Origin of the sequence: Actinomadura verrucosospora (genome assembly GCF_039540335.1) — a bacterium.
Classification (GTDB): domain Bacteria; phylum Actinomycetota; class Actinomycetes; order Streptosporangiales; family Streptosporangiaceae; genus Spirillospora; species Spirillospora verrucosospora.
This window is the reverse complement of record NZ_BAABEV010000032.1, coordinates 86,701-112,853: the sequence shown is the minus strand read 5'-3', so window position 1 is coordinate 112,853 and position 26,153 is coordinate 86,701. Positions and strand designations below refer to the sequence as shown.

The window sequence follows — 26,153 nt, the reverse complement described above, 5'->3', positions numbered from 1 at the left end:
CGCGCTGGCCGCCTCCACGGCCGCGTCCACGTCCGCCGCCGAGGAGGCGGCCACCACCCCGAGCGGCTCACCGGTCGCCGGATCGGTCACCGTGAACGTCTCGTCCCCGGTCCCCTGGCTCCACCGTCCGCCGGCCAGCATCCACCTGTCGCGCGGCCGCATGGTCTCCCCTTCCGTGTCGGCTCCCGGTGTCGCCTACCCGGCACGGGGCGCTTCAGACCCACCCCGCGTCAGTGAACACTTACTCGCGTCGGCTACCGTGGGCCCAGGCGAGAACGTGCGAGGAGGCGCGATGGACTTCGACCTGCCGGAGGGCGCGGCCGCGGTGCGCGAGGGCGTGCTGGCGGTCGCCGGGAAGTACGACCAGGACTACTGGGGCCGGTGCGACGCGGACAAGCGCTGGCCGGAGGAGGTCTGGCGGGAGCTGGTCGACGGCGGCTGGCACAGCCTGGCGATCCCCGAGGAGTACGGCGGCGGGGGCCAGGGCCTGCTGGAGCTGGCGGTGGCCCTGGAGGCCCTCGCCGAGGGCGGCGCGGGCGGCGCCGCGTCCTTCATGTACCTGCTGACGCCCGCGTTCGGCGGCCTGACCATCGCCCGGCACGGCACCGCCGAGCAGAAGCGCGAACTCCTGCCGAGGATCGCCTCCGGCGAGATCGAGACGTGCTTCGCGATCACCGAGCCGGACGCGGGCAGCAACGCCATCGCCATCTCCACCCAGGCGCGCCGCGACGGCGACTCCTTCGTCGTCAGCGGCCAGAAGATCTGGATCTCCGGCGTCGAGCGCGCCGACCTCCTCGTGCTGGTCACCCGGACGATCCCGGCCGCGCAGGCACGCCCCCGCACCGCGGGTTTCACCGTCCTGCTGGTGGACGTCAAGGAGGCCGTGGCCGAGGGCACGCTGACCTACCGGCCGATCCCGAAGCTCGGCACCAACACCGTCGCCTCCAGCATGGTCTTCCTGGACGGAGTGCGCGTGCCCGCCGACCGGGTCCTCGGCGAGCCCGACGAGGGCTTCGCCGTGCTGTGGGACATCCTCAACCCCGAGCGGATCCTGGCCGCCGCGGGCGGCGTCGGGTCCGGCGGCCTGGTGCTGCGGATCGCCTGCGAGTACGCCGGCGAGCGCGCCCCCTTCGGCACGCCGATCGGGGCGAACCAGGCCGTCGCGTTCCCGCTCGCGCGGATCAAGGCGCAGCTGGAGCTGGCCCGGCTGATGACCTACAAGGCCGCCTGGCTGTGGGACCGCGGCCGGCCCTGCGGCTCGGAGGCCAACATCGCCAAGCTCACCGCGGCGGACGCGGCCTGGCAGGCGGCCGACCGGGCGTTCCAGACCTACGGCGGCATGGCGTACTCCCTGGAGTACCCGGTCGCCCGGATGTTCCGGGACGCTCGCATCGCGAAGAACATCCCGGTCGCCGAGGAACTCGTCCTCGCCCACATCGCCCAGCACGAGCTGGGACTCCCCAAGTCGTACTGACCCGTCCTCATGCCCCGGGCCGCGCGGGCGCGGCCCGGGCCACGGGACGCACGGAGGCGGGGGACGCGCCTCAGCCGAAGCGGGGCGGGCGCTTCTCCCGGATCGCCGCGACGCCCTCGCGCACGTCCGGGCCGGTGAACCCGAAGAACTCCATCGCCAGGGAGGCGTCGAACGTCGGCCCCGCGAGGCGCAGCCAGTTGTTCAGCGCGTGCTTGGTGAACGACAGCGCCTCGGCGGGCCCGGCGGCGAGGCGTCCGGCGATCTCCAGCGCGCGCTCGTGCACGTGCGCGTCGTCCACGCACAGCGAGACCAGGCCGATCCGCTCGGCCTCCTCGCCGGTGAGGACGTCGTTGAGCAGCAGGTAGTACTTGGCCTTCGCGAGCCCGCACAGCAGCGGCCACACGATCGCCGCGTGGTCGCCTGCCGCGACGCCCAGCCGCGTGTGCCCGTCGATGATCTTCGCGGTGCGGCCCGCGACGGACACGTCGGCCAGCAGCGCGACCGCGAGACCGGCGCCCACCGCCGGGCCCTGCACGGCGCTGACCACCGGCTTGGAGCAGTTCAGGACGTTCATCACGATGTCGCGGGCCTCGCGCATGATCCGGCGGCGGGAGGCGTGGTCGGTCATCATCTCCTCGATCATGGCGAGGTCGCCGCCGGCGGAGAACGCCGTGCCCTCCCCCCGCACGAGCACCGCGCGGACGTCGTCGTCGGCGTCGGCGTCCCGCCAGATCTCCGCCAGCTCGCGGTGCCCGGTGGTGTCGACCGCGTTCAGCTTGCCCGGTGTGCTGATCGTGACCCGCAGCACCCCGTCCGCCGCCCAGTCGATCTTCAGCCGCTCGTACGCGTCGTACCGCGTCATGCCGCACTCCCCTGCCGCGAGTGGTCGTCGAATGCCGCGCGCAATCGTCGCACAGCGAACTCCACCGCCTCGGCGCCGGCGTCGAAGATCTCGGGCAGCAGGAAGAAGGAGTGCACGACGCCGTCGTAGCGGCGCAGCTCCACCGGCACGCCGGCCTCGGCGAGCCGCCGCGCGTAGGCCTCCGCCTCGTCGCGCAGGATGTCGCACTCGGCGGTGATCACGGTGGCGGGCGCGGCGCCGGCCAGGTCCGCGGCGCGCAGCGGGGCCAGCCGGGGATCGGCCGGGTCGGCTCCGTCCCGGTAGAGCTCCATGAACCGGGCGAGCGACCCGGCGTCCAGCCCGTAGCCCGTCCCGTACTCCCGCCAGCTCGGGGTGTCCCTCGCCGTGTCGGTCACCGGGTAGACGAGCAGCTGGTGGGCGAGGGCGACCCCGGCGTCCCTGGCCAGCAGCGCGGCGGCCGCGGCGAGGTTGCCGCCCGCGCTGTCGCCGGCGACCGCCACGGCCCCTTCCAGCACGCCGTACCGGCCGGGCTCGCGCGCCACCGAGGACACCACGGCCCAGGCGTCGTCCACCGCCGCGGGGAACGGGTGCTCGGGGGCCAGCCGGTAGCCGACGTTCAGCACGACGCACCCCGCCGCGGCCGCCAGGTCGCGGCAGAAGGCGTCCACGTTGTCGACGCCGCCGAGCACCCATCCCCCGCCGTGCAGGTACACGACGGCCGGCAGGGGCCCTCGCTCGGGCGGCGCGGGGCGGTACAGGCGCACCGGCACGGAGCCACCGGGGCCGGGCACCTCGACGTCGCGGACCCGCGGAAGCTCGCGCCGCACGACCGGGAAGGCCGCGCCGATCCGCTCCCGCATCTGCTCGATCGTGGGCTCGGCGGGCCCGTCCCGCCCCGGGGGCACGGCGGTCCACGAGGCGAGCTGCTCCAGGAAGCTCACGGTCTGCGGGTGCAGGGGCATGCGGCGGCCTCCGGTGGGGGGACATCGGCGGAAATCCACCCCTCGGCCTGCCCGGTGGCCGGGCCCCCAATCCCCGCGTCAGCGTCCGGCGGCTTCGGCGACGAGGGCCTCGAAGAGCCGCCTGTCGTCGCTCTCCTCGGGGTGCCACTGGACCGCGACGCCGAAACGGTGGCCCTGGAGTTCCACGGCCTCCACCACCTGGTCCTCGGCCCACGCGACGGCGGTCAGGCCCTTGCCGAGCCGGCTCACCGCCTGATGGTGGTAGGTGGGGACGTCGGAGGAGGCCCCGAGGATCCTGCCGATCCGGCTCCCCTCGCCGGTCCGCACCCGGTGCGAGCCGAGGACCCCGGCGGCGGGGGCGTGCCCCCGGTGGCCCACCGCCTCCGGCAGGTGCTGGACGAGGGCGCCGCCGCGCGCGACGTTCAGCACCTGCATTCCCCGGCAGATCGCCAGGAACGGCAGGTCGGCGTCAACGACGGCGCGGACGAGGGCCAGCTCGAACCGGTCGCGCTGCGGCTGTGGCGGCCCGGTCTCGGGATGCCGGGCGGCGCCGTACAGCTCCGGGTCGACGTCGCCGCCCCCCGCCAGGACGACGCCGTCCAGCCGCGAGACCAGGGTGTCAAGTCCGCGCAGGGTCGCGGCCGGGGGCAGCAGGACCGGGACCCCGCCGGCCCGCTCGACCGAGCGCGCGTACGGCACGGGAAGCAGCGCGGCCTCGCGCACCCAGAACCCCCAGCGGGCCGGCTCCTGGTAGGTGGTGATGCCGATGAGCGGCGGCCCGCCCTCACCGGCCCGCGGGTGCGGCGCTCCGCGCACGGCTCCTGACATGCGTGTCTCCCCCCTGTGCTGGACCCCGGCCCCGGGGCGGCCGCCGACACGGGCGATCGGCCGGCCGCACGTCACCGTGCGCCGCCCGCACCCCTCGCGCCGTCCGCCCCCCGGCCCTCCTCGGGTCAGCTTGCCGCACGGCACGCGGCTCCGCCGTCGGAAGTGGCGAGATCGGCGCATCGCGATGCCGGGGCGGTGGCCTGCCGCGGGGCGCCTCGCGGCGGAAACACCGAAGAATTCGGAAATCTTCTTCCCTGATGCAGGTTCTTCCTCCCCTTCCGGACGGTTCTTCCGAAACGTTCGCGCCCCGATCGGATACCGATCAGTATGCGTTGACCGATTCACTTACCGTCGGTCACGGGGAATTGACGAACAATTACAATGAGTAGCGAAGGCGACCCTCTGTGGCGGCAATCGATTGAACACCTGCGGGGATGGGTGAGAGAATCTCAGCAACTCGGGCAGCAAGGACGGCCGGATCCTCCGTCGGCCCTGCCGCCCGACCGCCGAAAACAGCCCGCTTGGGAGGCGAGCCGACCGAATGGCACCGGAAACTCGCGTTATCAAAGAATGCTTCGCACGGCTTGAGGCCGACCCGGCGGGCGCCATGAGCTATTTCTACGGCCGCCTTTTCGCGGCGCGGCCGCGGCTGCGGACCCTGTTCCCGCCCGCGATGGGCGCCCAGCACGACCGGTTCTTCCAGGCGCTCGGCCGGATCGTGTGGAGCCAGGACAACCCCGAGGAGCTCGCCCGCCACCTTGAGGGCCTCGGCCGCGGCCACCGCAAGTACGGGGTCCTGCGCGAGCACTATCCGGCCGTCGAGGAGGCCCTGACCGCGACGCTGCGCGCCTTCGCCGCCGACGTCTGGACGGCCGAGACCGAGGCGGCCTGGCGCGCCGCCTACCGCGCCGCGGCCGACGCCATGGCCGCCGCGGCGGAGCGGGACGCCGCGAGCGCCCCGCCGTGGTGGGTCGCCGAGGTCGTGCGGCACGAGCGCCGCGCCTTCGACCTCGCCGTCCTCACGCTGCGCCCCGAGCGCCCCCTGCCGTTCGCGCCCGGGCAGCACGTGAGCGTCCAGACCGCCCGCTGGCCGCGGATCTGGCGGCCGTACTCGATCGCGAACGCGCCCCGCCGGGACGGGACGATCTGCCTGCACGTCCGGGCCCGTCCCGCCGGGTGGGTGAGCGGCGCGCTGGTCCGGCACACCGGTCCGGGCGACAGCGTGCTGCTGGGCCCGCCGGACGGCGCGATGACCCTCGACCCGGACTCGGGCCGCCCGCTCCTGCTGATCGGCGGCGGCACCGGCCTGGCCCCCGTGAAGGCGCTGGCCGAGCAGGCCCTCGCCTCCGACCCGGGCCGCGACGTCCTGCTCGTCGCCGCGGCCCGCACGGAGAGCGCCCTGTACGACCTCCCCGAGCTGCGGCACCTGGAGTCGGCCCACGCCCGGCTCCAGGTCGTCCCCGTCGTGTCACGCGAACCCGCCGCCGGTGTCCTCGCCGGCCGCGTGCCGGACGTCCTTCCCCAGCTCGTGGACGGCGCCGCCGGCCACGACGCCTACGTGGCCGGACCCGCCCCGCTCGTCCGCGCGACGGTCGCCGCCCTGCAGCGGCTCGGCGCTCCGCTGACGCGCGTCCACCACGACCTGCTCACGGCCGGGGACTGAGGCGCGTCACCAGCCGGCGCGCTCCCGCAGGAACTCGGTCGTCTTCGCGTCCGCCGGGTAGAACGACTCGATCGCCAGTTCCGCCACCGTGATGTCGACCGGCGTCCCGAAGGTCGCGATCGTGCTGAAGAACGACAGTTCCCGGCCCTCCACCCGCATCCGCAGCGGAACGAAGACCTCGTGGCTCGCGGGCGGGGCGATCGCCTCCCCCACGTCGCCGGGGAAGCTCCGCAGCTCCTTGTGCAGCTGGGCGAGCGCCGCGTCCGCGGTCAGCGCCACATGCCGCCGGACGCGGTCGATCATGTGGGCGCGCCACTCCGCCAGGTTCAGGATGTTCCTGGCCATCCCGTCCGGATGCATGCTGAGCCGCAGCACGTTCAGCGGCGGCTCCAGCAGTTCCGGCGGCGCGCCCTCCATGAAGAACGCGGCCGCGCCGTTGGCGTCGATCAGGTTCCAGAACCGGTCCACGACCACCGCCGGATAGGGCTCGTGGCCCTCCAGCACCTGCCGGAGCGCCGCCCGGACCGTGTCCATCTTCGGCTCTTCGATCGGCGTCTCGTCGAACACCGGCGCGTACCCGGCCGACACCAGCAGCAGGTTGCGGTCGCGCAGCGGCACGTCCAGGTGCTCGGCGAGCCGCAGCACCATCTCGCGGCTCGGCGCCGAGCGCCCCGTCTCCACGAAGCTGAGGTGCCGCGTCGACACGTCCGCCTCCGACGCCAGCTCCAGCTGGCTCAGCCTGCGCCGCTGCCGCCACGCCCGGAGCTGGTCCCCGATCGGCCGCACGTCGCTCAGTCCCGTCGTCATCGTCGTCACGCCACGACGGTAGCGGCACCCGGGTCAGGCTCACGATTACGTGCGGGGTAATGGACGCCCTGACGCCCGGACGGCGAGGGTGGGGCCTTCGACACCCGCCGCAGGAGGCCTCATGACGACCGGGCTCACCCCCGACCAGCTGACCGACGCCATGCCGTTCGCCCGCGCGCTCGGCATGGAGATCGACACCGCCGGGCCGGAGGAGGTCGCCGGCCACCTGGACTGGGCCCCCGACCGGTGCACCGCCGGCGGACTCATGCACGGCGGCGCCCTCATGGCCCTGGCCGACACGCTCGGCGCGGCGTGCGCGTTCCTCAACCTCCCGCCGGACACCTCCACCTCGACGCTGGAGTCCAAGACCAACTTCTTCCGCGGGGTCAGGGAGGGGCGCGTCCGGGGCGTCTCCCGCCCGCTGCACACCGGCCGGACCTCGATCGTCGTCCAGACCGACCTGTACGACGAGTCCGGGCGCCGTGTCGCCCAGGTGACCCAGACCCAGGCCGTGCTCCGCTTCTGAGCTGCCGGCCGAGCACCTTTACATTGTAGATTTTTTAGAGAGGTGCTCGGCGAAGAAGGCGAGGATGCGGTCCCAGCCGTCCGGGGCGTTCTCGCGGCCCTTCCCGAAGCCCATGACGATCTTCGCGATCGGGCCCAACGGGGGCGGCGGCGTGAGGCCGGTGAGGAACCCGTGCCCGGTGCCCGGGTACTCCTTCACGTCGTGCGGCACACCTGCGGCCGTAAGGGCGCGCTCCAGCCTGCCGGCAGCCCCCCGCAGCGACGGGTCGGCGGCGCCGTAGCTGCCGACGATCGGGCACGCGCCCCGCAGGGACTCCTCCGGCCGGCGCGGCAGGATCCCGTAGTTGGCCGCGGCGGCCTGGAAGTCGTACTTCGCCGCCGCGACCAGCGCGAACCCGCCGCCCATGCAGAACCCGCAGACCCCGACGCCGCCGGTGCAGTCGTCCCGGCCGGCGAGCCATGCGCGGGCCGCCTCGATATGGTCGTAGGTCGGCCCGCGCTGGGCCCGCATGTCGCGCATCGCCTTGGCGACGCAGCGCACCCAGGGCGCCCCGTTGTAGAGGTCGGGCAGGACGGCGAGGTACCCGTGGGCGGCGAACCGGTCGGCCTGGGCGCGCATGTCGTCGTTCGCGCCCATCGCCTCGAACACGATCACGACGCCCGGCCAGGGCCCCTCCCCCTCGGGGACGGCGAGGTAGCCCGGAAGCGCGCGGTCGCCTACCGGAATGGAGATGTCAGACATAGCGTCCAATAATTCCCCAGGCGAGCCCGCGCGCCTAGACCCCGCGGAGGATCAGACCTTGCGCCACTGCGGCACCCACGCGCCGTCCTCGACGACGTAGTCGCCGAACAGGTCCGGAGCCTCGGTGCGCATCACCTCGCCGATCTTGCCGAAGAGCAGCCGGATCTCCTCCTCGGCGCCGGGCGCGGTGCGGTTCTCCAGGGTGTGGCGCAGGGTGCGGACGTTGGCCGTCCAGACCAGGCCGGTGCCGACGCCCTCGGGCGCGAACCGGCGCATGAACGAGGTCTTGTGCTTCTTCTCCTTGAACGGCACGCCCTCGTCGTCCAGGCCGAAGTGCGCGGCCATCCAGCCCTGGAACTCCTCCATCTGCTCCAGCATGGCGGTGGCGCGCTTCATCAGCTCGGTGTCCTCACGGGCCCACTCCGGGAACCAGAAGGGGATGTCCTGCAGCCGGACGAACCGCAGCGACTCCTGCGAGATGGCCACGCCCGGGCGGTGCCTGACGAGCTCGTGGGTGAGCACCCGGCTCACGTTGTGCAGGACGAAGCTGAAGCTGACGTGCTCCAGCACCGAGCCGTGCAGGCTGCGCAGGATGTTCTCCAGGTACTGGCCGGAGTCGGTGCGGATCTTGGTGACGTTGGGGTTGAGGCCCGGCTCCCAGGAGCGGTAGCAGAGCCGCCCCGCGAACTCGGCGAGGTTCTGCGGGTCGTTGAGCTCGTCGTCGAGCTCCCCGCGGTCGAGCCGCTCCAGCCAGCCCTCCCCGCCCACCTCCCGCAGGTACCGGGCGACCTCGTCGTAGTCCAGTTCGGGCCGCGCAACGAGGAACACCTCGGGCTCGACGCTCTTCACTCTCGTTCCCCCTACGGGTCGTTTCCGTCGCCCCTTAGGAAACCACCCCGCCAGCCCGGCCGCGACCTGGGGCACGGCCTTCGGGGGTCATGAGCGTCCTGGATCACGCTCATGGGGTCGTGGCGCACACTGGAGAGGTTCGTCCAGCTAGGAGGGTTCTATGCCATCGGAACTGACAGTGCTGGGAGCCTGCCCGCTGGACTGCCCCGACGGCTGCTCCTGGGTCGTCACCGTGCGGGACGGGGCGGCGGTCCGGCTGCGCGGCAACCCCGACCACCCGTACACGCGCGGGGCGCTGTGCGCGAAGGTGAACCGGTGGCTGGAGCGCGCCGCCCAGCCGGACCGCATCCTGCACCCGATGCGCCGCGTGGGCGCCAAGGGCGAGGGGCGGTTCGAGCGCATCGGGTGGGACGAGGCGCTCGACGAGATCGCCGTGCGGCTGCAGGACGTCGCCCGGGAGCACGGCGGCGAGGCGATCTGGCCCTACTGGGGGACGGGCACGCTCGGCTACCTGCAGGGCCTCGAAGGGTATTCCGGCCGGCGGTTCTTCAACGTGCTCGGCGCCTCGGCCCACAGCGCCGACATCTGCTCGGCGGCGGGCAGCGCCGGGATCGCCGAGGCGGTCGGCTCGCCGGGCGGCATGGACCCCGAGGACCTGGCGCACGCCCGGCTCGTCCTGCTGTGGGGCACCAACCCGCTGACCAGCGGGCACCATGTGTGGAAGTTCGTCCAGGACGCGCGGAAGGCGGGCGCGCACCTGGTCGCGATCGACCCGGTGCGGACGCGGACGGCGCGGCAGGCGGACGAGCACCTGGCGCCGCTGCCCGGAACGGACGGGGCGCTCGCGCTCGGCCTGCTCCACGTCATCGTGGGGCTCGGCGCGCAGGACGCGGACTTCCTGGCCCGGGGCACGCTCGGATGGCGGGAGTTCCGCGACCGGATCGCCGAGTACCCCCCGGACCGGGCCGCGCGGATCACCGGCGTCCCGGCGGACCGCATCGTGGCGCTCGGCGAGCGGATCGCCCGCACCCGCCCCACCGCGATCCGCGCGACGCAGGGTCTCCAGCGGCACTCCGGCGGCGGGGCCGCGCTGCGGCTGATCGCCGCCATCCCCGCCGTGACCGGCGACTGGGCGAGGCGCGGCGGCGGGCTCGCGTTCTCCACGTCCGGCCACGTGAAGCTGGACAAGGCCGCGCTGTGGCGCGACGACCTGCGCCCCCGCCCGGTGCGGACGCTGTCGATGAGCCGCCTCGGCGAGGGGCTGCTGGACGTCCAGGACCCGCCCGTCAAGGCCCTGTTCGTCATCGCGGCCAACCCGGCGGGCAGCACCCCGCACCAGAACAAGGTGCGCCGGGGCCTGGCCCGCGACGACCTGTTCACCGTGGTCCTGGAGCAGTTCCCGACCGACACCGTGGACTACGCCGACATCGTCCTGCCCGCGACGGCGCAGCACGAGCACACCGACCTGCACGAGGGCTACGGTCACCTGTACCTCACCTGGAACGAGCCCGCGGTGGCGCCGCCCGGCGAGTGCCTGCCGACGACCGAGACCTTCCGCCGCCTGGCGCACCGGATGGGCCTGCGGGAACCGGCCCTCTACGACTCCGACGAGAGCCTCGCCGAACAACTGCTGGCGTCGGACCACCCGTGGATGGCGGGCGTCACGCTGGACCGGCTCCGCAAGGAGGGGTTCGTGCGCATGTCGGTCCCGGACCCGTTCCTGCCGTACGCCGACGGCTTCCCCACCCCGTCCGGGCGGTTCGAGTTCCGCTCGTCCGCCGCGGGGCTCGCCGGCTACGTCCCGCCCGCGGAGGTCGCCGACGAGGAGCGGGCCGGGAAGTACCCCCTCGCCCTGGTCTCGGCCGCGTCCCACGAGTTCCTCAACACCCAGTTCGCCAACAACCCGGAGTTGAGGCGCCGCTCGGGCGGTCTCGCCGTCCGCCTCCACGAGGACGACGCGCGGGCGCGGGGCCTGGTCGACGGGCAGCGCGTCGTGGTCGGCAACGAGCGGGGATCCTTCGAGGCCGTCCTGAAGATCACCGACGAGGTCCGCCCCGGCGTCGCGGCGACGGGCAAGGGCCACTGGGCCAAGCTCTCCGGCGGCTCCAACGCCAACGCCGTGGTCGACGAGCGCGCCACCGACCTCGGCGGCGGCCCCGTCTTCCACGACACCCGCGTGGAGGTCACCGCCCTGCCGGCGCCGCCGCCGGCCGGGTGAGCGGGAGGCGGTACTCCGTGGATGACCCCCGCGAGACGGCGGCGTCAGCGGAGGCGGCCGGCGGTGTGGAGGTGGTCGAAGATGATCTGGTCGACCGGGGCCACGCGGGGCCGGTCGGCGGGCCCCATCCTGCCGGGCCGCGGCTTTCCGCGAGGGCGGGAAACGTGATCTTTGTGAGCGGTACGGTGTGGCCTGGAGGGATCGATGACGTTTCAGGCCGATACCGGCGCCGTGCTCGACCGCGCCAGGAGGTACGAGCGGCAGGGCCGGGCCGAGGAGGCCGCGGCCGCCTACGCGAACGCCGCCGACGCCATGGAGGCGCGCGGCGACCTGGCGTCCGCCGCCGCGGCGCGGGCGCGGTACGCGCGGGCGCTCGCCGCCGCGGGGAGGACCGGCGAGGCGCAGCGCGTCCTCGACCTCCTGGACCGGGCGGCCGGCGCGATGCCGGCCGAGGTCCGGGCCGGGCTGGACGCCCAGGCGGCGCACGTCCTGGCCGCCGCGGGCAGGACGGGCGAGGCCGCGCGCCGCGCCTGGGCCGCGATGTCGGGGTTCGGGTCGCTGCGCGACCCCAAGCGCGCCGGAGCCGCGGGCGCGCACGCCGCGCGGCTGATCCTGAAGGACGCGGGCCCGCGCGGCGCGCTGCGGCCGCTGCGCGAGCTGCTGGCGCAGATGCCGCCCGGCGGCGAGGCGTACCGGCAGGTCGCCCAGCTGCTCGCGGACGCCGAGCGGCGCCCCGACCGCGACCACGACGTCCTCGTCACCGACCCCGGCAGCGCCGCCTGGGGGCGGCTCGCCGCGGCCCTCGCCGTCGGCGCCCATCTGGCCGTCGGCAACGGTGTCGCCTGGAACAGCCTGGCCGACGACGAGAGCGCCCGCGACGACCGGGTGCTGCTGGAGCGCGACTGGGGCATCACCGGCACCGAGAGCTGGCGCGAGCAGATGGACGCGCTGCTCGACGCCCGCAACAGCGACCCGGCGATCCAGATGGTGCTCGACCGGCGCGGCCGGGGCACCGGCAAGCGGGCCTGGCAGGACGCGATCGTCGCCTGGTGCGGCGAGCGCGACATCTCCGAGCAGACCGTCCGGGAGGTCCTGGACCTCTCCGAGGCGGTCCTGCGCTACGAGGCGCGGTTCCGGGCGGACGGCCTGCTCCCGCCCGACGGCCGCGTCGAGAGCGTCTTCGGCTACGACCTCGGGCGCGCGGTGAACATGGCCCGCTGGGGCCTGAACGCCGGGTACTGCGACGCCGAGGAGGCCGAGAAGTGCGTCCTCACGGCGGGGCACCGCGCCCACCAGACGTACGCGTCGTGGCAGGAGTTCTCGGCCGGGTACGTCCTCGGCCGGATGCTGCGGTTCGACGAGGGCGAGTTCGGCGAATGGTACGAACGCTCCCTCACCGGCCACCGCATCCTCGCCGAGGACCCCGGCAGCCCGTGGCGGCGCATGGCCTGGGGCTGACCGTACGGCTCAGACCAGCGCGTCGATCTCGGCAGTGATCGCCTTGCGCCCCTCCTCGTCCAGCGAGGAGGCCGTCACGGCGTTGCGGGCCAGGGAGGCCAGCTCGGCGCGGCCGAGCCCGAACGCCTCGGCCGCGACGCGGTACTCGCCGGTGAGGGTCGTGTTGAACATCGGCGGGTCGTCGCTGTTCAGGGTGACGAACAGCCCCTCCTCCAGCATCCGCGGCAGGGGGTGGGCGCCGAGGTCCGCGACCTGGCCGGTGCAGACGTTGGAGGTCGGGCACACCTCCAGCGGCAGCTGGGTCTCGCGCAGGTGGGCGACGAGGCGGGGGTCGTCCAGGCAGTTGGTGCCGTGGCCGATGCGCTCGGCGCCGAGCCCCTCGACGGCCTCCCAGATCGTCTCCGGGCCGCTCATCTCCCCCGCGTGCGGGACGCTGCGCAGGCCGGCGGCGCGGGCGGCGGCGAACGCGTCGCGGAACGCGTCCCGGAACGGCGCGCGGGCCTGCTCGATGCCGCCGATCCCGAACCCGACGAGCGTCTCCGGCGGGTGGTGCAGCGCGTGGTCGAGGGTGCCGCGGGCGCCCTCGGCGCCGAACTCGCCGGGGATGTCGAAGATGTAGGCCAGGCCGAGGCCGAACCGGTCGCGGGCCTCGCGGGCGGCGAGGTCGAGCGCCTCGGTCACCGCGGGCATCGGCATCCCGGCCCGCTGGTGGGTGTAGGGCGTGACGGTCAGCTCGACGTACCGGACGTTCTGCGCGGCGAGGTCGCGGGCGATGCCGGAGACGAGCGTGCCGACGTCCTCCGGGGTGCGGACGAGGCTCGACACCGACTCGTACACCTCGGCGAAGTGCGGGAAGTCGCGGAACTCGTAGAAGGCGCGCAGCTCGCGCTCGTCGGCGGGGACGGGCCCGTCCGGGTGGCGGCGGGCGAGTTCGAGGACGGTCGGGACGGAGGCGGAGCCCACGAGGTGGACGTGGAGCTCGACCTTCGGAAGGGCGTCGATGAACGCCGCGATGCTCGTGTTGTCGGTAGGCACGCCGCGAAATTAACAGCGATCCGGCGTGCCGGGACAGGCGAACGCGGCGAACCTCCCACGAAATTGTCAGGAACCCTCCCCGTTCGGCAGGATGGGCACCGTGCGCGCCGCCCGACTGATCTCCGCCGTGCTCCTTCTGCAGTCCCGGGAGACGATGACCGCCGCCGAGCTGGCGCGCGAGCTGGAGGTGTCCGAGCGCACCGTCTACCGCGACATGGAGGCGCTGTCGGCGGCCGGGGTGCCGGTCTACGCCGACCAGGGGCGGGGCGGCGGGTACCGGCTGGTCGGCGGCTACCGGACGCGGCTCACCGGGCTCACCCGCGAGGAGGCCGAGGCGCTGTTCCTGTCCGGCCTGCCCGGCCCCGCCGGCGACATGGGGCGCGCGGACGCGCTCGCGGCCGCCGAGCTGAAGGTCCTCGCCGCGCTGCCGAAGGCCCTGCGCGACGCGCCCGCCCGCGCGAACCAGCGCTTCCACCTCGACGCGCCCGGCTGGTTCGGCGAGAGCGGGCCGCCGCCGCTGCTGCGCGACCTCGCCCGCGCGGTGTGGGACGACGAGACCGTGGAGCTGCGCTACCGCCGCAAGGACTCCGAGGTCACCCGGACGGCCGAGCCGTACGGGCTCGTCCTGAAGAACGGCGTCTGGTACCTGGTCGCGCGGGCCGGGGGCGGGCACCGCACGTACCGGGTGGACCGCGTCGCCGCCGTGCGCCCCACCGGGGAGTTCTTCGAGCGCGACGAGGACTTCGACCTCGCCGGGCACTGGCGCGTGCAGGCGGCCGCCTTCGTGCGGTCGGTGCTGCGCGAGGAGGCCGTGGTGCGCCTGTCCCCGGCCGGCATGCGGATCCTGCGCTACGCCGTCGAGCCGTACGCCGCCCGCCAGGCGGCGGCCGCCGCGGGCGGGCCCGACGAGCGCGGATGGGTGGTGACCACGCTGCCCGTGGAGTCGGCGGCCGTCGCGGCGTCCGAGCTGATGCGGCTCGGAGCCGAGGTCGAGGTCCTCGCCCCGCCGGAGCTGCGGGAGCGGATGGCGGACGCGGCCGCCCGCCTGGCGGAGCTGTACCGGACGGCGGACCGGCCGCCCGGCTAGTCCTGCTTGCGCGCGATCGCCTCGGCGAGCTCCTCCTTGGTCATCTTCGAGCGGCCCTGGACGTCGAGGGCGGCGGCGCGGTCGTACAGCTCGCGCTTGCTGCTGCCCTCGACGTCCACTCCGCCGAAGCTCCTGCCCTTGCCGTGGCGCGCGTCGGGGTTCTTCGCCCGCGGGTCGGACGGCCCCTTGTGCCCCTTGGGGACCCACCGGTCCCCGCGCTTCTCGAACCTGTGCTTGAGCGCCGAGTACGCGGTGCGGTGCGCCCGCTCGCCCTCGCCGTAGGTCTCGACGGCGGAGTCGTGGGCCTTGGCGAAGGTCTCCTGGGCCTCCTTCGGGGAGCGCTGGAGCGTGCCGGGAAGCTCTTCCTTCCGCGGCTCGCCGCTCTTGTCCGTCATTGGCATGGCTCCTCCTTTCACGAGTCTCCACGCCGGATAACCGGTCAGCGCGCCCTCAAACCGGTACGGCGGGGCCCGCCGGCTACCGGTAGCCGGCGACGTCGGCGGGAAGGCCCCCGTCGATCACCTCGACGACGTAGCGCCAGGCGTCGGGGCGGCTGCCGTCGGCGTCGGTGAACCCGTAGACCTGGGCGAGCCCGCCGCTGGACAGCGACGCCCCGTTCCAGCGCGCCCGCTCGGGGTCGGCGGCCAGGGCCGCCACGGCGCGGCCCACGAAGGCCGGCGACTCGGAGATCGCGAAGTGCGGCGTCTTCCGGGTGGCGTCGCGCCAGGTCTCCTCGGTGACGCCGTAGTTGTCGAGCATCGCCTCCGAGCGCAGCCATCCCGGCGTCAGCGAGAGGGCCGTCGCGCCGTAGGACGCGATCTCCTCGGACTGGGCGAGGGCCATCCGGAGGACGGCGCACTTGGCGAGGTCGTAGAAGTAGCCGCACTCCTTGCGGTACGCCGCGTTGTACTCGGCGGTCCCGTCCGTGACCTCCACGACGAGGCCGCCCGGCCGGCGGATCAGCAGCGGCAGGGCGCAGTGGCTGGTGATGGCGTGGGTGTCGATGGCCAGCCTGAGCATGCGCAGGCCGTCGTCCAGGGACTGCTCCCACAGCGGTCTGCCGAACTCGAAGAGCCGGTCCCCGCCCCAGATGTCGTTGACGAGGACGTCCAGCCGCCCGTGCTCCTCGTCGATGCGGCGCACGAGGGCGGCGACCCGCGCCGGGTCGAGGTGGTCGACCTGGACGGCGACGCCCTCGCCGCCCGCGGCCGTGACCAGCTCGGCGGTCTCCTCGATGGTCTCGGGACGGTCCATCTCCGACCGGTGGGTCCGGGTGGACCGTCCCGTCACGTAGACGGTCGCGCCCGCGGCGCCGAGCTCGACGGCGATTCCCCGTCCCGCTCCGCGCGTGGCGCCCGCGACCAGTGCGATCTTTCCAGTCAGTGCACGACTCATGGGGACGATGCTGGCACCGAAACCTGACAGGTCACGTCAGGGTTTCCGCCCCGGTCGGCCGGGTTTTCGGTCAGGTGAAGATGCTCACCCCGCCCGGGCCGACGAGGAGGCCGACGACGATGAGGACGATGCCCCAGAGGAGGTCGCGCCGCGCGAGGATCACGTAGATGCCGGCGATCACCAGGATGACCGCGATGAGCCACAGGATTGTCATCATGGACCCCGGCGTCCCCCCAGGGAGACCCAAGAAACCCCAATCTCTTTGCGGATGACCGAATTACCCGTTTTGTTACAGAGGGGGAAGGCCGAGCCTCCCCCTCCCCCTCCGCGGGACGACGGCGATCATCCGCGCCCCGACCGGGGCGTCAGCCCCCGGCGCGGCACAGGCGGAGGACGTTGGCGACGATGCGGTGCCCGGCGCCCCCGGCCGCGGTGAGGATCGACTCCGGGTGGAACTGCACGGCCCAGCGCCGCCGCGCCGGGTCCTCGATCGCCATGACGACGTCCCCGGTCAGCGCCGTTACCTGGAACCCCTTCACCCGGTCGGGCGTGGCGTGCAGCGAGTGGTAGCGGGCGGCGGTGAACTCCCCGGGCAGGCCCTCGAACAGGTCGCCCCCCTTCACCTCCACCCGGCCGGGCTTGCCGTGGGACGGCTCGGGCAGCAGCGACAGCTCGCCGCCGGCGTGCTCCACCATCGCCTGCAGCCCGAGGCACACGCCGAAGACCGGCAGCCTCCGGGCGTCCAGCTCGTCCAGGAGCGCGCGGGTGCCGAAGTCCTCCGGGCGTCCGGGGCCCGGCGACAGCACGACCAGGTCGGGCGCGTGCTCGTCCAGCAGCCGCAGCGGGAACCCGTGCCGCAGGGTCACCACGGAGGCGCCGTGCTGCCGGAAGTAGTCGGCGAGGGTGTTGACGAACGAGTCCTCATGGTCGACGAGGAGCACCCTGACGCCCTCGCCCGGCTGCGCGGGGAGCGGCGCCTCCTGCGGCACGACCCCGGCGCCCTTCCGCGCGGCGGCGAGCGCGCCCAGCAGGGCGCTGGCCTTCAGGTGCGTCTCGCGCTCCTCCTCGTCGGGGTCGGAGTCGTAGAGCAGCGTCGCCCCGGCCCGCACGGTCGCCACCCCGTCGCGGATCTGCGCGGTCCGCAGCGTCAGCCCGGTGTTCATCGAGCCGTCGAAGCCGACGCAGCCGACCGCGCCGCCGTACCAGCGGCGGGGCGAGTCCTCGTGGTCCTCGATGAACTGCATCGCCCACGCCTTCGGCGCGCCCGTGACCGTCACCGCCCACATGTGGGTGAGGAACGCGTCGAGCGCGTCGAAGCCCGGGCGCAGCCGCCCCTCGATGTGGTCGACGGTGTGGATGAGCCGGGAGTAGATCTCGATCTGCCGGCGGCCGAGGACGCGCACGCTGCCGGGCACGCAGATCCGGGACTTGTCGTTGCGGTCCACGTCGGTGCACATGGTCAGCTCGGACTCGTCCTTCGCCGAGGACAGGATCGTGCGGATCTGCTCGGCGTCCTCCAGCGGGTCGGCGCCGCGCCTGATCGTCCCGGCGATCGGGCAGGTCTCGACGCGGTCGCCGCTGACCCGGACGAACATCTCGGGCGACGCGCCGACCAGGAACTCGCCCTCGCCGAGGTTGAAAAGGAACTCGTACGGCGCCGGATTGGACTCCCGCAGCCGCTCGAAGAACGCCGCGGGCGCGTCGCAGCGCCCGTACATCGCGTGCCCCGGCGTCACCTCGAAAAGGTCGCCCCTGACGAACTTGTCCTTGGCGTCCCGCACCATCTGCGCGTACACGCCGGGGACGGGCTGCGCCGGGACGGCGGCCCGCCGCCGGACCGGCGTCGCCCCGGTGCCGCGCGGCAGCCCCGCGGTGCCCGACCCGTCGACCTCGAACTCGTAGGAGATCCGGTGCGAGGTCTCGCGCTTGCGGTCGACGACGACCATCTCGTCGGCCAGGTGCAGGACGAGGTCGCGCTGGTCGTCGGGGCGCTCCAGCCGCGTCCGCAGCGGCTCGAACTGCAGCGACAGGTCGTACCCGAACGCCCCGTACAGACCGAGGTGCGGGTCGTCGCAGCGGAACAGGTCGACGACCGCGCGCAGCGCGGTGAAGACGGTCGGCTGGCGGCTGCGCTCCTCTTCGGCGAAGAAGCCCTCGGCCGGCGGGACGAAGACCTCGAACAGGCCGGGCTCGTCGGTCCGCACCTCGCCGACCTCGCGCAGCGCGCCCGCCAGCGCGGGCAGGACGACCCGGCCGCGCCCGTTCAGGGAGCGGACGGCGACCGTCCGGCCGCGCGCGACGATCTCCAGGCAGGGATCGACGTAGGCCATGTGCCAGCGGCTGTAGCGGCCCGGGTACTCCATGCCGGAGCTGAGCACGCCGCCGCGCCGCTCCCCCACGGCGGCGACGAGGACGTTCAGCGCGTCGGACTTGCGCTCGGAGTCGACCGGGACGGCGGTACGGGTCACCCGTACGCCCCCGGCCGTGACGAACTCGCTGGTCAGCGGCTGTCGTGAGACGGTCTCCACCGCGGTGGCCCCTCATGTCGGGCCCCCACCGGGCGTCGCGAACAGGAAACGACCGCCGGTGAGGGCGGTCGCCTGGTCGTGAACACGCGCGAACCGGCACCGCCTCAGCGGCGCCACCACCACCGGGAGGCTGCGGTTCGCATGCGGCGAGGCTACCACGGGCGCACGGTTCCCTACCTGGCGCTTCCCGGCGTGGAGCGATCCACCGAAGTCGTGCCGCGGCCGATATCGGGCTGTGACCAGGGCGTGTGTAGGCTCGCCCGGCCGCACCCCCGGCACGGTCCCGTCGCGCGACCCGGGCGGACCGTGCGCGGGCCAGACGAGGAGGACCCCATGACTCCCGACGACTCCCGGGAACCGACTCCGACCCAGCCCCCGCCGCCGGACGCCGACCGCACCGACCGGAGCCCCTGGAACTGGCTCCTGGTCGTTCCCGTCGTGCTCCCGCTGCTCACGCTGCTCTACAACAGCGATGAGCCCCGCCTCGCGGGCTTCCCCGCCTTCTACTGGATCCAGCTGGCCTTCATCCCGCTGGGCGTCGCCTGCACCGTCCTCGTGTACCAGATGACGAAGAAGCGGGGCTGAGCCGATGGCACGCGACCACCTCACCGAGATCATCATCTTCGCCGTCCTGTTCCTGCTGGTCAGCGGGATGGGCTTCGTCGCCGCCCGGTGGCGGCGGCCCGACTCCATGCACAGCCTGGACGAGTGGGGCCTCGGCGGCCGCAGCTTCGGCAGCTGGGTCACCTGGTTCCTGATCGGCGGCGACCTCTACACCGCCTACACGTTCGTGGCCGTCCCCGCCCTGGTGTTCGGCGCGGGCGCGGCCGGATTCTTCGCCGTCCCGTACACGATCGTCGTGTACCCGCTGGTGTTCCTGGTTCTGATCAAGCTCTGGTCGGTCTCGCACGTGCACGGCTTCGTGACGCCGGCCGACTTCGTCCGGGCCCGCTTCGGCTCCCCGACGCTGGCGCTCGTCATCGCGATCACCGGCATCGTCGCCACGATGCCCTACATCGCGCTGCAGCTGGTCGGCATCGAGGCGGTGCTGAAGACGATGGGCGTGAACGGGCACTGGCCGATCATCATCGCGTTCGTGATCCTCGCGGCCTACACCTACCAGTCCGGGCTGCGCGCCCCCGCGCTGATCGCCTTCGTCAAGGACGTGCTGATCTACCTGGTCATCATCGTCGCGGTGCTGTACATCCCGGCGAAGCTCGGCGGCTGGGGCGACATCTTCGACGCGGCCAAGGCCAAGTTCGACAAGACCCCCGCGCCCGGAGACGGCATCACGATCGCCGGCAGCGGCCAGCTGAACTACGCGATGCTGGCGCTCGGCTCCGCGATGGCGCTGTTCCTCTACCCGCACAGCATCACCGGCGTGCTGGCCAGCAGGAACCGCAACGTGATCAAGCGGAACATGGCGGCGCTGCCCGCCTACAGCTTCGTGCTCGGCCTGATCGCGCTGCTCGGCTACATGGCCGTCGCGGCGGGCGTGAAGCCGGTCACCACGGACGGCAAGCCCGACACCAACACCGTGGTGCCGCAGCTGTTCGACCACATGTTCCCCGACTGGTTCGCCGGCGTGGCGTTCGCCGCCGTCGGCATCGGCGCGCTGGTCCCGGCGGCGATCATGTCGATCGCGGCGGCCAACCTGTTCACCCGCAACATCTACAAGGAGTACATCCGCCGCGACGCCGACGCCAGGGAGGAGGCGACCGTCAGCAAGCTGGTCTCGCTGATCGTCAAGGCCGGCGCGGTCGTGTGCATCCTCGCGCTCGACCCCGAGTTCTCCATCGACCTGCAGCTCATCGGCGGCGTCATCATCCTGCAGACGCTGCCGGCGGTGGGTCTCGGCCTCCTCACCCGCTGGTTCCACCGCGGCGCCCTCATCGCCGGCTGGGCCGCCGGCATGGCGGCCGGCCTGTGGATGCTGTACCGGATCCCGAACCCGGCGAAGGGCAAGGAGCACTTCGGCGGCTCGGCCTACCCGCTGAGCGACCTCGGCCTGGACACCAAGACGACGGTGTACGTCGGCATGCTGGCGCTCGCCGTCAACGTGGTCGTCGCGGTCGCCGGCACCCTGGTCTGCAGGGCCGCCAAGCTCGCGGACGGCGAGGACGCGACGCGCGCGGCCGACTACCTCGCCGACGAGGGCGACCCGCGGGTCAAGGATCTGGAGCTGGAGGCCAGCACCTGATCCGGCCCGGCCGGCCACCGGCGGCGCCGACCCGTCAAGATCCCCGGACTGACCGGGAGCGGACGGGCGGCGCCGCCTGCGCCTTCCGCGGTGGCCGGATCAGGCGCGGCCCCGCGGCAAACTATTAGGTTACTTTCCTATTCATGCCGAACCGACCCGCGGCCGTGCTGTCGGCCGCCGCGCTCGCCGCGAGCCTCGCGGCGATCGTCACGCCGGGAGCCGCCGCCGCGGCCTGCCGCCCGGACGCGCGCGATCTCATGGTCACCTACCAGCCGGTGGACCATACCGTCGCCGACGCGCAGTACCACCGCGCGCGGCTGACCATCGACAACCACGACGACCGCTGCGCGCTGGGCGCCGGCGGATGGGCGATGTACTTCAACGCCGTCCGCCGGCCCGCCGCCGTCCTGGACGGGGCTGCGGGCGACTCCGCCCGCGCGCGGCTCGCGGGCCAGGGCCTCGCGATCACCCGGGCGGACGCCGCGCGGAGCGGCGACTTCTACACGCTCAGGCCGGGGGACGGCTTCGCGCCCGTCGGGCCCGGCGAGCGGCGCGCGATCGACGTCGACTTCGAGCTGTGGGCGGTCCACAAGTCCGACGCGCCCGCGGGGTGGACGATCGCCTTCGCCGGCGGGCGACCATCGTGGGTCCCGGCCAAGGCGCTGCTGGACCCGGCGGATCCGAAGCAGACCACCGCGTTCTCGGGCGACCACCGGCCCGTGCAGACCGCCGCGTCGCGCTATGCCGAGAACACGGCGCGCAGGCTCGACCTCACGCTGCGGCAGAGCATCGTCCCGCAGCCGCTGTCGGCCGCGGCCTCCGGCGGCACGGTCGCGATCGGCGGCGGGTCGCCCGTCTCGGCGCCGCGCTCGCTGCGCCGGGAGGCGGGCTACCTGCGCTCCGCGCTGACCGACGTGGCCGGCGGGCGCGGCGCGCCCGTCGCGCTGAGCGTCGACCCGAGGCTCGACGCCGACCGCGACGGCGAGCCCGACCCCGAGGGCTACACGCTGACCGCCGACGGCGGCGTAGTCAGGATCGTCGGCGCCGACCGCGCCGGGGTCCTCTACGGCGTCCAGACGCTGCGGCAGCTCGTCCCCGCGGGCGCCTACGCGGCGGCGGCGAGGGGACGGCCCGCGTCCACGGTCGAGGTGCCGCGCGCGAGGATCTCCGACGCGCCGCTGTTCGGCTACCGGGGCCTGCAGATCGACGTGGGCCGCCACTTCGAGACCAAGCGGACCATCGAGAAGTTCCTCGACCTGATGAGCTTCACCAAGCTCAACCGGCTGCACCTCGGCCTGACCAACGACGAGGGCTGGCGGCTGCAGATCCCGGGGCTGCCCGAGCTGACCGGGTTCGGCTCCGGCCGCGCCTTCGACCTCAAGGAGACGGAGGCTCTGCACCAGGGCATGGGGTCGGCGAACGACCTCGGCCCCGGCGACGGCATCTCCGGCAAGGCGGCCGGGCCGGCCGAGGCCAACCTCGGCCGGGAGCCCGCCTACCAGGGCTTCGAGCAGGGCACGCTCAACTTCGTCGGCAAGGGGAGCGGCTTCTACTCCGTACAGGACTTCGAGGAGATCCTCAGGTACGCGACCGAGCGGCACGTCGAGGTCGTCCCCGAGCTGAACTTCCCGGCGCACGCGCGCGCCGCGGTCCAGTCGATGGAACGCCGGTACCAGCGGACGCACGACTCCGCGTACCGGCTGCTGGACCCGGCCGACACGAGCCGGCACACCAGCGTCCAGTACTACACCGACAATCTCGCGAATCCGTGCCTGCCCAGCACGTACGCCTTCCTGGACAAGGTCGCCTCCGAGGTGGCGAAGATGTACGAGCGCGCGGGCGCCCCGCTCAACCGGCTCAACCTCGGCGGCGACGAGCCGCCGGGCCCGCCCGAGGGGTGGTGGTCGGGGTCCCCGGCGTGCCAGAAGGCGCCCGAGACGGCCGGCAGGTCCGGTGAGGAGCTGAAGGAGCTGTTCTTCACCCGCTGGAACGCCATCGCGCATAAGTACGCCCCCGCGACCGCCGGCTGGGAGGACATCACCGACCCGACGCGCTCGTTCCGCCTCAAGGGGTTCACGCCGCTGCCCTGGCAGAACGTCTGGGGCTGGGGACGCGAGGACTGGGCCTACCGGTTCGCCAACGAGGGCACCCCGGTGATCCTCGCGCACGCCACGAACCTCTACATGGACCTCGCCTACAACAAGGACCCGGACGAGCCCGGCTACTACTGGGCCGCCTACGTGGACGAGAAGAGCACCTTCACCTACCAGCCGTTCGACGTGTACGCCAACGCCACCGAGGACCGCTGGGGCAACCCGGTCACGCCGAACCCGTCCTGGACGAAGCTGACCGCCGAGGGCCGCAGGAACATCCTCGGCCTGGAGGCGCAGCTGTGGGCCGAGAACGGCAAGGCTCCAGGGATCCGCGAGTACCAGGCGTTCCCGAAGCTGCTCGGCGCCGCCGAGCGGGCCTGGAACCGCGACACCCCCGCACCGGACGAGATGGACGCGGCCTGGGGCGTCTTCAGCAACACGCTCGGCCAGAAGACGTTCCCGCTCCTGTCGTTCTACAAGCCGGTGGGCCTGAGCGGCGCCGGGGTGAACTACCGCGTCCCGCCGCCCGGCGCGAAGGTCTCCGACGGGACGCTGGCGGCGAACGTCCGTGACCCGGGCCTGGCGGTCGAGTACTCCACCGACGGCGCGAACTGGCGGCCGTACGCGGGGCCCGTGCGGGTCGGCGCGTACGCGCTCGCCCGGACCCGGAGCGCGGACGGCCGCAGCAGCCGCATCTCCCCGGCCGGCGTCCCGGCCTGGCGGAACAGCACGGCCTACAAGGCGGGGGCGCTGGTGAGCCACCAGGGCGAACTCTTCCGGGCGACCCGCGACGGCTCCGGCGGGGAACCCGGGCGCGACCCCGGCCACTGGGCGCTCCTCCAGTAGCCGGGCGCCTCCCGACCGGCACGGCGACGGCCCGGTTCGTCCGCTCACGCGGACGGCCGGGTCGTTTTCTTTTCGGCTCTTGACAGGCGGATAGGTGAACATCGAAGGTGTGTGAACGATCACGTTAACGTTAATGTGACGCCGCCGACAACGGAAGGCCTCCTCGCATGAGGACACCGCGTCCCCCCGCCCGCCCCCTCGCGGCCCTGACGGCCGCCCTCGCCGCCGCGGCGCTGCTCGCCCCCGCCGCGGGCGCGCAGGCCGCGCAGGGCCCGCACCGCAAGATCGACCTGCGGATCGCGACCTACAACACCTGCGGGCACGGATGCCTGCCGACCACGCAGGCCTGCGTGGACACCATCGGGCGCGACTGCGCCACCAAGCTCGAACCGTGGGCCGACGGGCGCGCCGCCCGGGTCGCCGACGACATCGTCCGCGCGCGTGCCGGGGTCGTCGTCACCCAGGAGATCGGCAACAACGCCACCCCGACGCAGCCCGGCGTGGACGTGGAGTCGTTCCGCGCCCCGCTGACCAAGGCGATGGCCGCCCGCGGCTACGCCGAGGCGCCCGCCGACTACGCCGGGACCAGGCACCCCCAGGAGGGCTACCGGCTGCAGTCCGGCGCGGGGCGCTTCACCTACTACGACGCCCGCAGGTTCTCGCACCTGGACGAGCGCGGCCGCGCGCTCCCCCACGACCTGCTCTGGCTGCCGGACTCCACCGAGATCTACGGCAAGACGATGACCTGGAACACCCTGCGCGACCTGCGCACCGGGCTGCGGTTCGTGGTCGTCGACATGCACCTGGAGTACCGCAAGAACGGCGCGACCGACCCCAACGGCTGGACCAAGAACTGGGACGAGGTCCGCTACCTCGACGCGCGCCGGACGGCCGAGTACCTCACCCGGGACAACGCCGACACCCGGCGGCTGCCGATCGTGTTCGCCGGGGACATGAACTCGGCGTCGAAGGAGGACGGCCACAGCGCCTACGACGCCTTCTCCGACGTCGGCTACGCCGACTCGTTCGAGGCCGCGCCCGCGAGCCGCCGCACCGGCGCCGAGTACGCCTCGTTCAACGGCGGCAAGATCCCGCTGCCGAGGTCCGAGGACAAGATCGACCACATCTTCGTCCGCAACGGCACGCGCGTCCTGCAGTGGACGCTCGTCCCGCAGACCACCGCCCAGGCCGGCGAGCCCCGCGACCTGCTGCGGTCCGACCACAACATGGTGCACGCCACCGTGAGGATTCAGGAGCCCACCCGATGACCTCCCCCGCGAGCGAGCGGTCGCTGGCCGCCGAACTGCGCCGGGCCGACCCCGCCCTGTCCCGCTTCAACCCGCTCGACCGGATCCTCGTCCACGACGAGTTCAACACCGGCACGCACGGGTGGATCGAGCTGCTCGGCAACTACGACGGGCACGGGAACCTCGACACCGTCGACGACCACATGCGCGACTTCCGGCCGCCGCAGCTCAGCTCCTGCAACTTCTTCGACGTCGGCACGCACGGCGCGATGTCCGGGACGTACGCGCTGAAGGTCGCGACGCGCCCGGTGGCCGGGCACACCGGCGTCGCGATCCGGCGGCTCACGATGGCCGGCCGGGGGCGCGTGCAGTTCGAGGCGTACCTGACGTTCAAGACCGAGGCGGCCTCGGAGGAGAACCAGGCGGCGTCGAAGGCGGGCGCCGGCGAGTGGGACGCGAACCTGCACCCGTCCGAGCAGCAGTTCGGCGCGTTCACCATCGCGACCGACATCTGCGACGGCGTCCGCTACCACTGCGTCGCCCGCTACCTGAACACCGACCTGGAGAACCGGCTGCGGCGCGAGTGGGTGTACCCGACGGTGCCCGAGCCGACCCCGCGCGAGCACTTCGAAGGCAAGATCAAGCTGCCGCCGACCGCGGACTTCACCGCCCCGGAGCCGGACGACTGGAAGCCGTTCGGCGGGCCGCAGGAACTCTGCTACAACGAAGTGCCCACCAAGGTGAACTGGCACTACGTGCGCTGGGTGATAGACACCAGCACGCGCTCGAACATCGAACTGCAGGTGAACGACACCGTCTACGACATGCGCGACGTGCCGGTGCCGCCGTACGAGGAGGAGTACGGCTCCCTGGGCAACCTGCTGAACTTCTACGTCTCGGTTAGGACGCACACCGACGTGCGCAACTTCCTGTTCCTGGACTCTGTCCTGATCTCGGTCGACTGGTGAGGAGCCCCCAGAGCATGCGCGAGTCGTTCACGGCGGTACTGGAACGCAACCGCACCCTCGCGGGCGGTTTCGCGACGGAGCCGTACGAGGTGGCGTGGGCCGCGGAGGCCCGCTGGTTCGTCCGGACGCTGGAGCGGACCGGGACCGGCACCCTGATGCGGGTCACCACGCAGGTCTCCCCCGACGGCCTGCACTGGTGCGACCTGGACCCCGAGCGGGAGGTGACCGGCGACCTCGTCACCTGGGAGTCGTCCGGCTTCGGCGGCTGGCTGCGGCTGAAGGGCGCCGTCGAGGGCGAGGCCGGCGGCGGCGAGGCGTCGGCGAAGGTCATGATCTACCTCGCGCTGAAGAGCTGAGAGGAGCCGT

24 protein-coding genes are annotated in these 26,153 nt (G+C 73.3%); 12 read left to right on the top strand and 12 right to left on the bottom strand.

Annotated elements, in window-relative coordinates; genetic code table 11:
* Nucleotides 1–141, bottom strand: a 141-nt coding sequence (locus ABD944_RS42565; RefSeq protein ID WP_425550321.1) for an aldehyde dehydrogenase family protein, incomplete at its 3' end; no start/stop codon positions are given.
* Between the two features lie 151 nt (nucleotides 142–292).
* Here ABD944_RS42565 and ABD944_RS29130 point away from each other — a divergent pair.
* The gene (locus ABD944_RS29130; RefSeq protein ID WP_345182188.1) at nucleotides 293–1,474 is read left to right on the top strand and encodes an acyl-CoA dehydrogenase family protein; all 1,182 of its coding nucleotides are present in this window, start codon (nucleotides 293–295) and stop codon (nucleotides 1,472–1,474) included.
* Between the two features lie 70 nt (nucleotides 1,475–1,544).
* On the opposite strand, the gene ABD944_RS29125 is transcribed toward ABD944_RS29130, so the two are convergent.
* The 3 genes from ABD944_RS29125 to ABD944_RS29115 all read right to left on the bottom strand — a co-directional run bounded on the left by ABD944_RS29125 (nucleotide 1,545) and on the right by ABD944_RS29115 (nucleotide 4,126).
* Entirely contained in the window at nucleotides 1,545–2,336 is a 792-nt protein-coding gene (locus ABD944_RS29125; RefSeq protein ID WP_345182186.1) for an enoyl-CoA hydratase/isomerase family protein, read from the bottom strand.
* Entirely contained in the window at nucleotides 2,333–3,298 is a 966-nt protein-coding gene (locus ABD944_RS29120) for an alpha/beta hydrolase (RefSeq protein WP_345182184.1), read from the bottom strand. Before ABD944_RS29120 ends, ABD944_RS29125 begins: the two co-directional genes overlap by 4 nt.
* 78 nt (nucleotides 3,299–3,376) lie before the next feature.
* Nucleotides 3,377–4,126 (bottom strand): gamma-glutamyl-gamma-aminobutyrate hydrolase family protein, encoded by a 750-nt coding sequence (locus tag ABD944_RS29115; protein ID WP_345182182.1) that lies wholly within the window; start codon nucleotides 4,124–4,126, stop codon nucleotides 3,377–3,379.
* 607 nt (nucleotides 4,127–4,733) lie between these two features.
* Here ABD944_RS29115 and ABD944_RS29110 point away from each other — a divergent pair.
* Nucleotides 4,734–5,789, top strand: coding sequence for a globin domain-containing protein (locus tag ABD944_RS29110; RefSeq protein WP_345182179.1), 1,056 nt, complete (start codon nucleotides 4,734–4,736; stop codon nucleotides 5,787–5,789).
* A gap of 6 nt (nucleotides 5,790–5,795) precedes the next feature.
* Here the strand turns inward: ABD944_RS29110 and ABD944_RS29105 are convergent, their stop codons facing one another.
* On the bottom strand, nucleotides 5,796–6,596 hold the full coding sequence (locus tag ABD944_RS29105) for a helix-turn-helix domain-containing protein (protein WP_345182190.1): 801 nt from the start codon (nucleotides 6,594–6,596) through the stop codon (nucleotides 5,796–5,798).
* 121 nt (nucleotides 6,597–6,717) lie between these two features.
* On the opposite strand from ABD944_RS29105, the gene ABD944_RS29100 reads away from it, so the two are divergent.
* Entirely contained in the window at nucleotides 6,718–7,122 is a 405-nt protein-coding gene (locus tag ABD944_RS29100; protein ID WP_345182177.1) for a PaaI family thioesterase, read from the top strand.
* An 18-nt stretch (nucleotides 7,123–7,140) separates the two neighbouring features.
* Here the strand turns inward: ABD944_RS29100 and ABD944_RS29095 are convergent, their stop codons facing one another.
* Together ABD944_RS29095 and thyX are read right to left on the bottom strand one after the other, a co-directional pair.
* On the bottom strand, nucleotides 7,141–7,863 hold the full coding sequence (locus ABD944_RS29095; RefSeq protein ID WP_345182175.1) for a dienelactone hydrolase family protein: 723 nt from the start codon (nucleotides 7,861–7,863) through the stop codon (nucleotides 7,141–7,143).
* 51 nt (nucleotides 7,864–7,914) lie between these two features.
* Nucleotides 7,915–8,712, bottom strand: coding sequence for an FAD-dependent thymidylate synthase (thyX, locus tag ABD944_RS29090; protein WP_345182173.1), 798 nt, complete (start codon nucleotides 8,710–8,712; stop codon nucleotides 7,915–7,917).
* A 160-nt stretch (nucleotides 8,713–8,872) separates the two neighbouring features.
* Here thyX and ABD944_RS29085 point away from each other — a divergent pair, with 160 nt between their 5' ends.
* Together ABD944_RS29085 and ABD944_RS29080 are read left to right on the top strand one after the other, a co-directional pair.
* On the top strand, nucleotides 8,873–10,930 hold the full coding sequence (locus tag ABD944_RS29085) for a molybdopterin-containing oxidoreductase family protein (RefSeq protein WP_345182171.1): 2,058 nt from the start codon (nucleotides 8,873–8,875) through the stop codon (nucleotides 10,928–10,930).
* Nucleotides 10,931–11,134: 204 nt separating this feature from the next.
* Complete coding sequence (locus tag ABD944_RS29080; RefSeq protein ID WP_345182169.1) at nucleotides 11,135–12,388, top strand: DUF1266 domain-containing protein; 1,254 nt, start codon at nucleotides 11,135–11,137, stop codon at nucleotides 12,386–12,388.
* Between the two features lie 9 nt (nucleotides 12,389–12,397).
* Here ABD944_RS29080 and add read toward each other — a convergent pair whose 3' ends face one another.
* Entirely contained in the window at nucleotides 12,398–13,423 is a 1,026-nt protein-coding gene (add, locus tag ABD944_RS29075) for an adenosine deaminase (protein WP_345182167.1), read from the bottom strand.
* Between the two features lie 100 nt (nucleotides 13,424–13,523).
* Here add and ABD944_RS29070 point away from each other — a divergent pair, with 100 nt between their 5' ends.
* Nucleotides 13,524–14,510, top strand: coding sequence for a helix-turn-helix transcriptional regulator (locus ABD944_RS29070; protein WP_345182165.1), 987 nt, complete (start codon nucleotides 13,524–13,526; stop codon nucleotides 14,508–14,510).
* Here ABD944_RS29070 and ABD944_RS29065 read toward each other — a convergent pair.
* The 4 genes from ABD944_RS29065 to ABD944_RS29050 form a co-directional block, all read right to left on the bottom strand.
* Nucleotides 14,507–14,905 (bottom strand): ChaB family protein, encoded by a 399-nt coding sequence (locus ABD944_RS29065; RefSeq protein WP_345182163.1) that lies wholly within the window; start codon nucleotides 14,903–14,905, stop codon nucleotides 14,507–14,509. The two genes, ABD944_RS29070 and ABD944_RS29065, sit on opposite strands and share 4 nt — an antisense overlap.
* A gap of 82 nt (nucleotides 14,906–14,987) precedes the next feature.
* On the bottom strand, nucleotides 14,988–15,905 hold the full coding sequence (locus ABD944_RS29060; protein WP_345182161.1) for an SDR family oxidoreductase: 918 nt from the start codon (nucleotides 15,903–15,905) through the stop codon (nucleotides 14,988–14,990).
* A 70-nt stretch (nucleotides 15,906–15,975) separates the two neighbouring features.
* Nucleotides 15,976–16,122 carry a GPGG-motif small membrane protein gene (locus ABD944_RS29055; RefSeq protein WP_165959128.1) on the bottom strand — a complete coding sequence of 49 codons (147 nt, stop codon included), beginning with the start codon at nucleotides 16,120–16,122 and terminating at the stop codon, nucleotides 15,976–15,978.
* Between the two features lie 148 nt (nucleotides 16,123–16,270).
* A complete protein-coding gene (locus ABD944_RS29050) occupies nucleotides 16,271–18,433 on the bottom strand; it encodes an anthranilate synthase component I (RefSeq protein ID WP_345182159.1) in 2,163 nt (720 codons plus the stop codon).
* A gap of 333 nt (nucleotides 18,434–18,766) precedes the next feature.
* Between ABD944_RS29050 and ABD944_RS29045 the strand changes: the two genes are divergently transcribed.
* The 6 genes from ABD944_RS29045 (at nucleotide 18,767) to ABD944_RS29020 (ending at nucleotide 26,143) form a co-directional block, all read left to right on the top strand.
* Nucleotides 18,767–19,018, top strand: coding sequence for a DUF3311 domain-containing protein (locus ABD944_RS29045; RefSeq protein WP_345182157.1), 252 nt, complete (start codon nucleotides 18,767–18,769; stop codon nucleotides 19,016–19,018).
* A 4-nt stretch (nucleotides 19,019–19,022) separates the two neighbouring features.
* Nucleotides 19,023–20,633 (top strand): monocarboxylate uptake permease MctP, encoded by a 1,611-nt coding sequence (gene mctP / locus ABD944_RS29040; RefSeq protein WP_345182155.1) that lies wholly within the window; start codon nucleotides 19,023–19,025, stop codon nucleotides 20,631–20,633.
* A gap of 143 nt (nucleotides 20,634–20,776) precedes the next feature.
* Complete coding sequence (locus tag ABD944_RS29035) at nucleotides 20,777–23,572, top strand: family 20 glycosylhydrolase (RefSeq protein WP_345182153.1); 2,796 nt, start codon at nucleotides 20,777–20,779, stop codon at nucleotides 23,570–23,572.
* A gap of 167 nt (nucleotides 23,573–23,739) precedes the next feature.
* A complete protein-coding gene (locus ABD944_RS29030) occupies nucleotides 23,740–24,840 on the top strand; it encodes an exonuclease/endonuclease/phosphatase family protein (RefSeq protein ID WP_345182151.1) in 1,101 nt (366 codons plus the stop codon).
* Nucleotides 24,837–25,787 (top strand): DUF6772 family protein, encoded by a 951-nt coding sequence (locus ABD944_RS29025; protein WP_345182149.1) that lies wholly within the window; start codon nucleotides 24,837–24,839, stop codon nucleotides 25,785–25,787. Before ABD944_RS29030 ends, ABD944_RS29025 begins: the two co-directional genes overlap by 4 nt.
* 14 nt (nucleotides 25,788–25,801) lie before the next feature.
* Nucleotides 25,802–26,143 carry a hypothetical protein gene (locus tag ABD944_RS29020; RefSeq protein WP_345182147.1) on the top strand — a complete coding sequence of 114 codons (342 nt, stop codon included), beginning with the start codon at nucleotides 25,802–25,804 and terminating at the stop codon, nucleotides 26,141–26,143.
* Nucleotides 26,144–26,153: the final 10 nt, after the last annotated feature.

Excerpts from the sequence above, each read along its gene's own strand:
- ABD944_RS29130 (WP_345182188.1), top strand. The coding sequence starts at position 293 with ATGGACTTCGACCTGCCGGAGGGCGCGGCCGCGGTGCGCGAGGGCGTG.
- ABD944_RS29105 (WP_345182190.1), bottom strand. The coding sequence starts at position 6,596 with ATGACGACGGGACTGAGCGACGTGCGGCCGATCGGGGACCAGCTCCGG.
- ABD944_RS29085 (WP_345182171.1), top strand. The coding sequence starts at position 8,873 with ATGCCATCGGAACTGACAGTGCTGGGAGCCTGCCCGCTGGACTGCCCC.
- ABD944_RS29045 (WP_345182157.1), top strand. The coding sequence starts at position 18,767 with ATGACTCCCGACGACTCCCGGGAACCGACTCCGACCCAGCCCCCGCCG.
- ABD944_RS29125 (WP_345182186.1), bottom strand. The coding sequence starts at position 2,336 with ATGACGCGGTACGACGCGTACGAGCGGCTGAAGATCGACTGGGCGGCG.
- ABD944_RS29020 (WP_345182147.1), top strand. The coding sequence starts at position 25,802 with ATGCGCGAGTCGTTCACGGCGGTACTGGAACGCAACCGCACCCTCGCG.
- ABD944_RS29115 (WP_345182182.1), bottom strand. The coding sequence starts at position 4,126 with ATGTCAGGAGCCGTGCGCGGAGCGCCGCACCCGCGGGCCGGTGAGGGC.
- ABD944_RS29030 (WP_345182151.1), top strand. The coding sequence starts at position 23,740 with ATGAGGACACCGCGTCCCCCCGCCCGCCCCCTCGCGGCCCTGACGGCC.
- ABD944_RS29100 (WP_345182177.1), top strand. The coding sequence starts at position 6,718 with ATGACGACCGGGCTCACCCCCGACCAGCTGACCGACGCCATGCCGTTC.
- ABD944_RS29120 (WP_345182184.1), bottom strand. The coding sequence starts at position 3,298 with ATGCCCCTGCACCCGCAGACCGTGAGCTTCCTGGAGCAGCTCGCCTCG.
- ABD944_RS29095 (WP_345182175.1), bottom strand. The coding sequence starts at position 7,863 with ATGTCTGACATCTCCATTCCGGTAGGCGACCGCGCGCTTCCGGGCTAC.
- ABD944_RS29110 (WP_345182179.1), top strand. The coding sequence starts at position 4,734 with ATGAGCTATTTCTACGGCCGCCTTTTCGCGGCGCGGCCGCGGCTGCGG.
- ABD944_RS29065 (WP_345182163.1), bottom strand. The coding sequence starts at position 14,905 with ATGACGGACAAGAGCGGCGAGCCGCGGAAGGAAGAGCTTCCCGGCACG.
- ABD944_RS29025 (WP_345182149.1), top strand. The coding sequence starts at position 24,837 with ATGACCTCCCCCGCGAGCGAGCGGTCGCTGGCCGCCGAACTGCGCCGG.
- ABD944_RS29080 (WP_345182169.1), top strand. The coding sequence starts at position 11,135 with ATGACGTTTCAGGCCGATACCGGCGCCGTGCTCGACCGCGCCAGGAGG.
- ABD944_RS29060 (WP_345182161.1), bottom strand. The coding sequence starts at position 15,905 with ATGAGTCGTGCACTGACTGGAAAGATCGCACTGGTCGCGGGCGCCACG.
- ABD944_RS29055 (WP_165959128.1), bottom strand. The coding sequence starts at position 16,122 with ATGATGACAATCCTGTGGCTCATCGCGGTCATCCTGGTGATCGCCGGC.
- ABD944_RS29035 (WP_345182153.1), top strand. The coding sequence starts at position 20,777 with ATGCCGAACCGACCCGCGGCCGTGCTGTCGGCCGCCGCGCTCGCCGCG.
- mctP (WP_345182155.1), top strand. The coding sequence starts at position 19,023 with ATGGCACGCGACCACCTCACCGAGATCATCATCTTCGCCGTCCTGTTC.